This window comes from Methylobacter psychrophilus (assembly GCF_025583945.1).
In the GTDB taxonomy this organism is placed as follows: Bacteria; Pseudomonadota; Gammaproteobacteria; order Methylococcales; family Methylomonadaceae; genus Methylobacter_C; species Methylobacter_C psychrophilus.
This window is the reverse complement of record NZ_JAOEGU010000074.1, coordinates 1-12,240: the sequence shown is the minus strand read 5'-3', so window position 1 is coordinate 12,240 and position 12,240 is coordinate 1. Positions and strand designations below refer to the sequence as shown.

The following is a 12,240-nucleotide window of genomic DNA, read 5'->3' as shown; positions in this document are numbered from 1 at the left end:
TCTTCAGGTTTGTGTCTTGGTAATTGGGTATAAGGAGTCATGGCTATCCGTGTTTTCAGAGGTAGATCGCTATTTTAACCTTATAAAGGCCAAATTCTATGTCGATTATTTAGGAAAGATGTCTAATATAAAACTCTTTATTTTTGAGTGCATTTCGCATATCGTTCTTTAAGCGCAAGCAGCGTTGCACCTTAAAATTCATCTCTTCCGTGAAGAATTTACAGTTATTACGCCCATCGTTTTTCGCCTGGTACATGGCCGTATCGGCACGTTGCAATAAAACATCAAAATCAAGGCCATTATTGGGGTAAACGCATGCGCCGATGCTGCATGAAACCGAAATAAAATGTTCGCTGATTTCAAAAACCTCAGATAACGCTTCGAGTATTTTTTTGGCAACGTCCAATACATTATCGGCACTACTTATATGACTCAACAGCACTACAAATTCATCACCGCCCAAACGGCTGACCGTATCGGTATCTCGCACACAAGACAGCAAGCGACTTGCGACAAGCATTAACAAATCGTCTCCAACTGAATGACCAAGACTATCATTGATATCTTTAAATCGATCCAGATCCAAATACAATAAACCAACCAAGTGATTTTGCCTGGAAGCGAGAGAAATAGCTTGTTGCACATGATCAGCGAGCAAAGTGCGGTTAGCCAGTTTAGTTAGGGCATCGTAATACGCCAGTTGTTCGATACGTTGTTGAGCCAGTTTGTGTTCACTGATATCCATGAATATCCCAATGTATTCACTGACTTGACCTGTGCTGGTTTTGGCCGCTGTAATACCTAGCCATTGCGGATAAACTTCACCATTTTTCCGTTTATTCCAGATCTCACCTTGCCAGTGTCCAGCATCAGTAATCTGAGCCCACATTTTTTTATAAAATTTGTCGGACTGTTTGTTAGACTTGAGCAAACTCGGTGTTTGGCCTATTGCCTCTCTTTCCGAGTAGCCGGTGATATGTGTAAAGGCATCATTAATCGATAATATTTTGCAACTCAGATCAGTAATCACCACAGCTTCACGGCTAACGCGGAATACCTCGGCATCAAGCTTCAAGCGACGCTGGCTCTGATTTTTCTGCAACAATGTCCAGCTATTATTAGCCAACATTTCCAGCAAAGCTAAATCACCGGGGTAATAGTCGGTTGGTTTGTTAACCACACCGAAAAGCATGACGATTTTATTGCCCTGCATGACAGGTACGATCATATGTCGCAACAATTCGGCAGGGCCGCCCGGTAATTCTTGATGATGATGTAATGCAAGACAATTATTATGGATGATCCATTTTTTCTCACGTAAACAGTCAGACCAAACATCCACTTTAGAAATGGGATAGTTATTATCCGATATACAGTTGTACTGTATCAACGTCTTGAATGACCAGGTGCCTAGCGAAAGTGATTTCTGATCGTCGTTCACAAAGTGCGCATAAGCCATGCTGCTTTGGGTCAAGGTTTCAGCTTGATCCAATACATGCTTTAAAAAATCAACATCGCCCAAATTATCGGCTTGAGTCGTTAGATCCAATAATGCAGAATGCCGTTGCATGGTAAGAGAGCGTTCTTTTTCATGGTTACTGCGCTCAATGTAACGACCGATCAAATCAGCGACACCATTTACAAAATCCTGTTCTTCTTTGTAAAATGGACCGATGTCGATCAGGTCATGAGATTGGGTATAGCCCACTATCAATTCACCCAGCACTACTTTCTTTACCAAGATCTCCCTGGACATTTGGTCGACAGGTCTGTTGCAAGTCGACGAGGTGATCTTGTGGCCTTTAAATATAATACCAATATACACATCTTCCGGATAAAGCATGCCATAAGGAAGGCGTTGCAGCACTTCATCAAAAAATAGTTGCTGTGTTTCTGCTTGTTGGGCAGCGCGTGCTATCGCATAAATCGCCGCCAACTCTTTGACCCGTTCACGCAAATTCAGCGCTTGATTACTCAGTTCTTTATCGCGAATCAACAGATCTCGCTCAATTTGTTTGCGCTCCGCAATACTCTTAATAATGGTTACGAAATAATCGGCCTCGCCGATATCATTGCGTACACAATGCACTGCCATATGCGCTTCAAGTATCGATCCATCGAGCCGGATAAACCGCTTATCCAGATCATAACCTTCTATTTCTTTGTTTAACATGCGCTCAAAGCAGGCAATATCGGGCTCAATATCATCCGGATGCGTCAGCTCCAGCCAGGTCATGTTCATCAACTGCTGGCAGCTGTAGCCCAACATGTCACATAAGCGATCATTGACTTCGATCCAACCTTTTTTTAGGCTAGTGGAAGCCATGCCGACCGGAGATGAGTCGAAGTAGGCCATGAAATGACGGCGACTCGCCTCCAGTGCCGCACGCTGTGCCATGTTTTCGGTTTGGTTGATAACGATCACGGCAAACAAGGGCATGGAAGAAACCTCGCTGGGCAGTAAAGACAGGTGAATGTCAGCAATGAATAAGACTGAATCCATCGGGTCCACTGACTTCATAGCGACTTCATAAATCGCGCTTTCACCTAAATCTTTTGCTTGTTCGATAGCTCGACGAAGACGGTTGTGCTCTTCTTTTTTTAGCAGACTGGGGAAAAAATGATTGTAAAATACTTTACGGTTAAGTCTAAAATACCGCTCCGCCATATCGTTGCAATCACTCACGACACCCATTTCATCAATCACCAAGGCTGGTAGTGGCAAACATGAAAATAGCTTAGTAAACCGCTGAATTGCCAGATCGCTTCTAAACTGAGCTTGTCTTAGCTCGTCATTTTGCACTTCAAGCTCGGCCTGATAAATCTTCAGGTCTTCAACCATTTCCGGAATGCTCGCTTCACCTCGCTCGACCGCCTTGAGTGCAAAATCAAAATCTCCCCGGCGCAGGGCTTCAAGTGCAGTTCTGCGAATTTGTTCATCCGACGAATAAGACTTTCTTGGTTTGCTATACGCGTCATTCATTTGAAATCACCTTCAATCCAATTAGTAATATTCACGTGGCTCACCACCACTCCCCCGGTTGCATGATGCACCGGTGCAGCATGCATTAAAAACCAGCGTTGCTCCTTAGGCGAATGGCAAGGATATTTGATTGAAAAAGTCGGTAGTTCGTTATGCAATACCTTGCGAATACCATCACTAACCTGATTGGCGACCAGGGCATCGGGGCCGTCTTCAACATGGCAAACATCAAAATAATTAGAGCCAATACCAGTGAATACCAAACCACGATCACCGTTATTCTCGGCAAACGTACGCCATGCCTGGTTGATCAAGGTAATTTGACCTTCAGGATCAAGTACCGCGATATGCTCTGGTAAAGAATCCATAATGCCCTGCAAACGCTGTACGTCTTTCAGCATGGTGATGTCGAAGAACGTCATGACGGCGCCACTGATGTTTCTTGGTTTGTCGATATAAGGCAGGATGCGGACCAAATACCAACTATTAGAGTCTAATGCTTTTACTTCGCGCTCTATGACCTGCGCAGAGCTCAGTGTGCGGCGTAGATCAGACATAAAATCAGGATAATCCATGCCGTGCGCAAAATCGTCAATCGGTCGGGTAATATCTCCTTCTCTGAAGCGAAAAATATTGGCTGCTTCCGGAGTAAAACGAGTAAGATTCAGACTCGCATCGACAAATACGGTAGGAATTAATGCGGCTCGGGTCATGTTATCAAGATCGCAATTCACGCGATTGAGAATTTCAATCTTTTCCTGATTTTCAGCATTAACGGTGTAAAGCTCTTCATTCACTGATTGCAACTCTTCGTTGGTGCTTTGCAACTCCTCGTTCGATGCCATCAGTTCTTCATTGGTGGCCTGTAATTCCTCATTTGATGTTTCCAGCTCCTCAATGGTTGCCTGCAAACTATCACGCATGACGGCCAGTTCGCGCTCCAGATTTTGAATATGCTCATTGGAAACTTCCGATACATCAATCACATCGGTGCTCAGACGATTGGTTTCAGAAAGTAACTCCACATCAAATGACAGCAGGAAAAAGCGTTCTTGCCCAGGAGCGACCTGGACAGGACGTACCGTCAATCGAACATGTTCAGTTAAGCCTTTACCCAGATCGGTAATAATTACTTCGGACCGGAATTGGACGTTTTCTTTGATGGCTTTGTGAAACAGAGCAACACCGACCGGTGCCAACTTGCCAATCAATAACTTCGATACCTCCAAGCTTACCGTACCGGTAGGAATCTGCATGAAGCGTTGCGCATCGCCATAAACATGCATCAGTTGTCGGTCTTCATTCACCAGAAGTGCTGGCGGGGCATAATTTTTCAGCAAAATAGCTTGGCCGGATTCAATCACGCCGGCCTCAGAATTGAATTGGCGATCATGATGCATCGAAGTCGTTGCTTTCCGTGTTGCAGCACGCACGCCCTGCGAGCCACGATTCAGATCGAGCGGCAAGGAAACAGGGCGCAAAACACGATAGATTTTGTTTTTGCTATCAGTTACACTGAAATCACGCTGACGGGTACCCAGTGACTCACTTGATCCCAATAACATATGGCCGTTATGCACCAGTGCGTATTGGAAACGCAACAGTGCCTTTTCTTGGGCGTTATTATCGAAATAGATCAACACATTTCGGCATGAGACTAGGTTCATCCGCGTGAACGGAGGATCTTCCAGAATATTATGCCGAGCAAACACAATATTCTGACGAATCTCATTTTTCACTATAAATCGGCTGCCCGTGTGCGTGAAAAAACGCTCTAAACGTTCAGCAGATAATTCATTGGCAATCGCTTCTGAATAGACTCCCGCGCTGGCAATATCGATGTGGTTTTGTTCTACATCCGTAGCGAAGATTTTTAATTGCGGCCAACGCTTGAGTTTATCAAAGGCTTCAGCAAACAAAATTGAGAGGGTGTAAGCTTCTTCCCCTGTCGAACAACCGGCGATCCAAATACGAATCGGCACCTGTTCCTGATGCTCTGCGATAATCGATGGAATGACATTTTTTTCCATCAAATCGAAGGTTTCAGTGTCACGAAAAAAACTGGTAACCGGGATCAAAGTATCCCGCTTGAGCGTCAGAACTTCGTTTCGGTCACTCTCCAATAAACGTAAGTAATCGGTTAAATCGCGCACATGGCGAATTTGCATGCGCCGCTCAATACGCCTCTGAACCGTGGCAGGTTTATATTCTTTGAAATTAATGCCACCAATTTGATAAACCAAATGCAGAATGCTTTCCATCGGATCGACGTCCAACGCTACTGGTTCGGAAACTTTGCCTTTTGCAGACACTTCCATCACGTTTTTCACATGGCCAACGATGCGCTTGGCGAGCGATTCTGGGGGCATGACTTCATCAATCAAACCTGTCGCAATTACGCTACGCGGCATGCCGTCAAATTTAGCGGATTCAGGATCTTGCGCGAGTAGAAAACCACCCGCATCGTTGATTGCTACCGCACCACGCGTCCCGTCAGAACCCGTACCAGACAAAATAACGCCAATACAGCGATTGCCGAATTCTTTAGCTAGCGAAGTGAAAAATAAATCGATAGGCAGGCTCAAGCCATGAGGGTTTTTAGGAACAAGCCGTAGTTGGGAATCCGCCACAGTCATATTTTTGCCCGGAGGAATCAGATAAACATGATTGGCGAGCATTTCTAAGCCATTCTCGGCCATTAGCACCGGCATTGTAGTATGTCGTGCTAGTAGATTGTCCATCATGCTTTTGTGATCAGGCGACAAGTGCTGAATCACAACAAAGACCGCACCCGAATCAACGGCTAATTCGTCAAAGAACCGCTCCAGAGCATCCAATCCACCAGCAGAGGCACCTATTGCAACCACGTAACCATGAAATACACAGGGAGTTTCTGTATAAACAGGTTTTTTACTAATTTTGTCCAGGCTATGAGTTGAGCTATTTGAAGGTGATATTTTTTTACTGGGAATCACCTGCCCATCTGTTTTTTTGTCTCGCGCCATTATGCGAAGAAACCTTTTTTTAGTTTTATTAACGTAGCCATTCAAGCCTTAGCTTAAGTGGGGTATAAGCGCAATCCAAGTCTTTATCAAAATAGGGAGGGGTAAAAAATGCCATATCTCTAAAACTAATCGGTAGCACAATCACTTGGTTTGTGAAGCCCGCGACATCATTTAGCTAGAATTTTGAGACTGGTATTACTATCAGTAATATGACAAATATCGCTAAACTTGACCTTGTTTTTTCACTTATTATCTGATGTCTATCGCTGGTATCCAAAATACAGAGTTTGACAAAATTGCCGATAAACTGACTTATTCGGCGATTACAAATTATTAAGTACAGTCTATCGCACACTGTTTCGTTATGAGCAACAATCAATACATTTGTTCGTTATAATTATCGATTGAAATATTAACTACACTGTTAACTATAACTATAACATATACATTATTGCAAGTATGGTTTTATCGTCGTAAAGCGGCCAGTCGCTACAGGTAGGTAATAGCCGTTACTCGTTATTCGGAAGTTTCAAAAAGCCAATTTCATTACCGGCCTTTTAGAGTTGTAACATTTGTAGCTCGATAAAAGTCTCTACCCGAACTATAGTCTGTTGAGAAACTACTTTTGCAAGGCATAACGACAAGCACAGATGACGAAGTAAAAAATAATATAAACCTTGATAAAAAATGGCAGTTACTCGATGTTCAAGTTTTTTTAGCTTGACTGGGACGAACCCAGATAAATCAAGGTGTTTTCATCAATAGACTCAAGTGCCACATGATTTCAATCATGGCTGTAAGGCTTGATTCAATGGGCTTCTCTAAAATCAAGAATTAAAAGCTTGAACATCGAGTTTCATTATCAGCCGCCAATTGTTGAATGGCCTTTTTTTCTTTTCGGGTGTCGCTGGGGTTTATGCCTTTTGCAATAGCTTTACGCGCTTTTACTGCTTTTACTCTGGCATCAGATAAGCCAGTTGCAGGATAAACACCAAGGGATAGTGTTTTACGCTTATTTAAGGATGTGTAATCAAAGCGCCACCATTTAGCGCCATTGGGTTTAACAAGGATATACAGACCTTCACCATTATTAAGCCGATTGTCTTTATCTTCAGGCTTTGCATTACGTATGGTCACGTCTTTCAGTTTGCCTTTAGCCATTTGCAATAACTTTTGTTACTGTTTCAAAGCTACTGTAAATGTTACTTTAAAAACTGTCGAGTGTTACCGTATCTGGTTGTATTCCGTTGGACAATAAAAAACCCGCGAAGCCTTACGACTTGCGGGTTTATGTATTTCTTTGCACGGTAATAAATCCTCGAATGGTACCGAGGGCCGGAATCGAACCGGCACGAAGTTACCCTCACCGGATTTTGAATCCGGCGCGTCTACCAGTTCCGCCACCCCGGCAAAGAAGGGCTATTATAAGAACACTTTCTTCAAAAAGCCAGTTTATTTTTTAAGGTGTATTCATTGGCTTAACCTGATACTATCGCTGGCTATGAAAAAAAGTGATTTTAACTACCTGTTACCCGATGCGTTAATTGCGCAAAAACCCTTGGCAGAACGTGATGCGAGCCGCTTGTTGTGTATGGATCGAGACACTGGCGAAATAGCTGACCGGCTGTTTACCGATTTTATTGATTTAATACAGCCTGATGATTTGCTGGTTTTTAATGATACCAAGGTTATCCCCGCGCGACTGTTTGGTACCAAACAAAGTGGTGGTAAAGTCGAGATTCTGATTGAACGCATTGTTGACAATCACCATGCCATTGCTCATGTTAGAGCCAGTAAATCGTCAAAGCCAGGCACGTTGATCAAGCTCGATGAGGGTTATTCTTGTGTCGTGCAGGGCAGGGTAGATGATTTGTTTGAGTTGGAGTTTGCTGATGTAAACTTACTCCGGCTATTGGAAAAGATCGGTCATATTCCGTTGCCACCTTATATTACTCGCGCCGATGATGAATCAGATTTAACGCGTTATCAAACGGTATTTGCCAAAGAATCAGGTGCAGTAGCTGCACCGACAGCCGGTTTGCATTTTGATCTGGCGATGATGGATAAAATTAAAGCCAAAGACACACAAACGGCTTTTGTGACCTTGCATGTTGGTAGCGGTACCTTTCAACCTGTGCGAGTGGAAGATTTATCCGAACACTTGATGCACAAAGAATATTTTGCCGTGTCCCAAGCAACGGTTGATGCGGTACGGCAAACCCGCGCAAGAGGCGGACGAGTTATTGCCATTGGTACCACGGCAGTCAGGGCGTTGGAATCGGCATCTAAAAGCGGTCAACTGGAACCCGGTTTTGGTGATACCGATTTGTTTATTACCCCCGGTTATCAATTTAAGTCAGTCGATGCCATGCTGACCAATTTCCATCTTCCCGAATCCACCTTGTTGATGCTGGTTTCAGCGTTTGCCGGTTACGATTCCATTATGAACGCCTACAGCCATGCAATTGATCAGTCTTACCGATTCTTTAGTTACGGTGATGCGATGTTTTTGAGTTGGCGCGTAGGCAAATAAAGTTTTTTAGTACATGAAACCTTAAGAAACGAGTGATAAACTTGGTTCAACTTAAAATAATGCTTAACTTAACAACTCACTTATAGCTGCTATCGAATGGCTGATACACTCATTTTTTCTCCCACTGTTCCTCAAATAAAAGACCAGACGATCATCTGGACCGGTTTAACCGGATGCGGTGATTCTCTGGCGCTGGCTTCGGCCATTAAAAATGAAAATCGTCTGTTTGTTATTGTTACCCCTGATAATCAAACGGCCTTGCGTCTTGAGCATGAGTTGGCGTTTTTTTTGCAGGGCGAGCACCCTATTTTGCAGTTTCCCGATTGGGAAACGCTGCCTTATGATGTTTTTTCACCGTTACCGCAAATTATTTCGGAGCGCTTAAAAACGCTGGCTTTACTGCCTCAGGTGAAACGCGGTGCGCTAGTGGTATCAGTGACTACGTTAATGCATCGACTGGCACCAAGAGAGCATGTTTTAGCCAATAGTTTTTCTATTAAAATCGGTGATGATTTTAATCTGGATCTTAACAGGCTCAAGCTTGAAAGTGTCGGCTATCAGTGCGTGTCTCAAGTCTATCAGCATGCTGAATTTGCAGTTAGAGGCGCGATTGTTGATTTATTTCCGATGGGCAGTAAAGTGCCTTTTCGTATTGAGTTGTTTGATGAGGAAATTGAATCTATCCGTACTTTTGATCCTGAAACCCAGCGGTCATTGGAAAAGATTGAGCAGATTCAGTTATTTCCGGCGCGGGAATTTCCGTTTACGGATGAGTCCATCAAGCATTTTCGTCAGGCCTTTAGAGCTGCTTTTCCTGAAGTATCGCCAAAAAATACGTTGTATGTGGATGTCAGCAAAGGTATTACGCCCAACGGTATTGAATACTATTTACCGTTGTTTGTAGAGCAAACGGCAGCCTTGTTTGACTATTTACCGTCATCGGCAGTTTTAGTAGTATCTGATACTTTTGATGCGACCGCACAGGCTTTTTATGCAGAAGCCGATGAGCGTTTTCAGCAACGAAAATATGATATTGAAAGGCCGGTACTAAAGCCTGAACAGTTGTTTTTATCGGCTGAGGAATTGGCGACAAGAACCGCCGCATTCGCGCGTATTACCCTGGATAATAACGAGACGGTTAATGGCATTGCTTTTGCCTGTCATCCGTTGCCTAATGTAACGCTGGATGCCAAGCTCAATGAGCCAGCCAAGGCTTTGCAGCAATTTATCCAGGCATTTGACGGTAAAATACTTTTTGTGGCTGAATCGGCAGGGCGTCGGGAAGCCCTGATTGATAAGTTAAGGTCTTATAAAATCACCGTTAAACAGGTAGATAGCTGGCAGGCATTTTTAACGTCCGAGGTATCGCCGTGCATGTTGGTCGCACCGATGGAATATGGTTTATGGCTAGGGCCTGATCAAAATAAATCACCCGCCATTGCCATTATCACGGAAAGCCTGTTATCCGGCGAAAAAGTTCTGCAACGGCGCAGAAGGCGCAAGTCTGCGGCTCGTGAGTTGGAAAATATTGTCAATAATCTTAATGAATTGACCATAGGTTCACCGGTTGTGCATCAGGAACATGGAGTCGGTCGCTACCTGGGGTTACAAACCCTTGAAGTGGGCGGTATTAAAGCCGAATTTCTGACGTTGGAATATGCCCATAACGACAAGCTTTATGTACCCGTTTCATCATTACATGTGATTGGTCGTTATACAGGCATGAGCCCTGAAAATGCACCTTTACATAAACTGGGTGGGGATCAGTGGGGAAAACTTAAGAGCAAAGCTATCGCGCGTATCAGGGATGTTGCTGCGGAATTATTGGAAATTCATGCTAAAAGAGCATTGAAGAAAGGTCATGCTTTTGTTATTGAAGATGCCGATTATCAGGCGTTTGCCGATGCCTTCCCCTTTGAAGAAACTCCCGATCAACAATCTGCCATTGAAACCATATTGGAAGATATGGCCAGCCCTCATCCAATGGACAGGGTGATTTGCGGCGATGTGGGTTTTGGTAAAACCGAAGTTTCGATGCGGGCGGCATTTATTGCCGTGCAAAGTGGCAAGCAGGTAGCGGTATTGGTGCCGACTACTTTATTGGCTCAGCAGCATTATCAAAATTTTCGGGATCGTTTTGCCGATTGGCCGGTTCGTGTTGAAGTGATGTCGCGATTTGTTAGTCCCAAGCAGCAAAAACAAATTGCCGAAGAATTGGCTGACGGCAAAGTCGATATTGTTATTGGTACGCATACCTTATTGTCCAATGAGCTTAAGTATAAAGCGTTGGGACTGGTCGTTATTGATGAAGAACACCGCTTTGGCGTGCGTCAAAAAGAACACTTTAAAAAAATGCGTAGTGAGCTGGATCTTCTGACCCTAACTGCAACGCCTATTCCACGAACCTTAAATATGGCAATGGCGGGGCTGCGCGATATTTCCATTATTGCCAGTCCACCGCCTAACCGTCATGCGATTAAAACCTTTATTAGTGAATGGGTCGATGCCCAAATCAGGGAAGCTTGCTTGCGCGAGATTAAACGCGGCGGCCAGGTGTTTTTTCTGCACAATGAAGTCAAAAGCATGGATAAAATGGCCAGGCAACTGGCCGAATTAATACCGGAAGCGCGGATTGAAATAGCTCATGGCCAATTGCCGGAACGTGAACTTGAGCGCATCATGCTGGACTTTTATCATCAGCGCTTTAATTTATTGTTGTGCTCCACGATCATCGAAAGTGGTATCGATATTCCCAGTGCCAATACCATTATTATTGATCGGGCCGATAAACTGGGGCTGGCGCAATTACATCAATTGCGTGGCCGGGTAGGGCGGTCACATCACCGGGCTTACGCGTATTTTATCGTGCCACCAAAATCCTTAATGAGTAAGGACGCCATGAAACGACTGGAAGCGGTTGAAGCCTCTGGCGATTTAGGCGCAGGGTTTATGCTGTCGTCACATGATATGGAAATTCGTGGTGCCGGTGAGTTACTGGGTGATGATCAAAGCGGTCAAATCCAGGAAATCGGTTTTAGTTTGTACACCGAACTACTGGAGCGCGCGGTTAACTCCTTAAAATCAGGTAAACAGCCGGAATTGGATACGCCGATGAATAGAGGCGCTGAAGTTGATCTACAAACAGCGGCACTTATTCCTGAAGATTACCTGCCCGATATTCATGCGCGATTGGTATTGTATAAACGCATATCCAGTGCCGATACGTTAGTCGATTTACATGAATTACAGGTAGAAATGATAGACCGTTTTGGCTTGTTGCCAGAGCCGGTTAAAACCTTGTTTAGTGTCACTGAATTAAAACAAAAAGCGGAAAAATTGGGCATCAAAAAAATAGAAGCCAATGTTGGAGGCGGGCGGATTATTTTTACCTCGGAACCCAATATTAATACTGAACAGTTGATTACCCTGATACAAACCCAGGCAAAATGTTATAAATTTGACGGTGTGGATAAGTTAAGATTTATCAAGTCGTTTGAGAATACCGAACAGAAACTTGAGTTTATTAATACGTTGTTGGAAAAATTAAGCCATGTAGCCATGTAGCCATGTAGCCATGTAGCCATGTAGCCCCGTAGATACTCTGTTCAAAGTCAAAGGTATTTCGTTCATTTTTAACTATTCGACTGATTCTGAAATTTTATAAAAACGTGTATTATCGAAAGGTTCGTCATTTTTCAACATACCATGGATAGCATGAA

Annotated in this window: 5 protein-coding genes and 1 tRNA gene; 2 read left to right on the top strand and 4 right to left on the bottom strand. The window is 43.9% G+C overall.

Features of this window, described 5'->3' with window-relative positions:
- Positions 1 to 109: 109 nt before the first annotated feature.
- The 4 genes from N7974_RS19005 to N7974_RS18990 all read right to left on the bottom strand — a co-directional run bounded on the left by N7974_RS19005 (position 110) and on the right by N7974_RS18990 (position 7,398).
- Positions 110 to 2,983 (bottom strand): diguanylate cyclase domain-containing protein, encoded by a 2,874-nt coding sequence (locus N7974_RS19005; RefSeq protein ID WP_262967122.1) that lies wholly within the window; start codon positions 2,981 to 2,983, stop codon positions 110 to 112.
- On the bottom strand, positions 2,980 to 5,988 hold the full coding sequence (locus tag N7974_RS19000; protein ID WP_262967121.1) for a chemotaxis protein CheB: 3,009 nt from the start codon (positions 5,986 to 5,988) through the stop codon (positions 2,980 to 2,982). Before N7974_RS19000 ends, N7974_RS19005 begins: the two co-directional genes overlap by 4 nt.
- An 834-nt stretch (positions 5,989 to 6,822) precedes the next feature.
- Positions 6,823 to 7,149, bottom strand: coding sequence for an Arm DNA-binding domain-containing protein (locus N7974_RS18995; RefSeq protein ID WP_262967120.1), 327 nt, complete (start codon positions 7,147 to 7,149; stop codon positions 6,823 to 6,825).
- 162 nt (positions 7,150 to 7,311) lie between these two features.
- Positions 7,312 to 7,398 (bottom strand) — tRNA-Leu (locus N7974_RS18990).
- Between the two features lie 91 nt (positions 7,399 to 7,489).
- Here N7974_RS18990 and queA point away from each other — a divergent pair.
- Positions 7,490 to 8,521, top strand: coding sequence for a tRNA preQ1(34) S-adenosylmethionine ribosyltransferase-isomerase QueA (gene queA, locus N7974_RS18985; RefSeq protein ID WP_262967119.1), 1,032 nt, complete (start codon positions 7,490 to 7,492; stop codon positions 8,519 to 8,521).
- Between the two features lie 96 nt (positions 8,522 to 8,617).
- On the top strand, positions 8,618 to 12,085 hold the full coding sequence (gene mfd / locus N7974_RS18980; protein WP_262967118.1) for a transcription-repair coupling factor: 3,468 nt from the start codon (positions 8,618 to 8,620) through the stop codon (positions 12,083 to 12,085).
- The last annotated feature ends 155 nt before the right edge of the window (positions 12,086 to 12,240 follow it).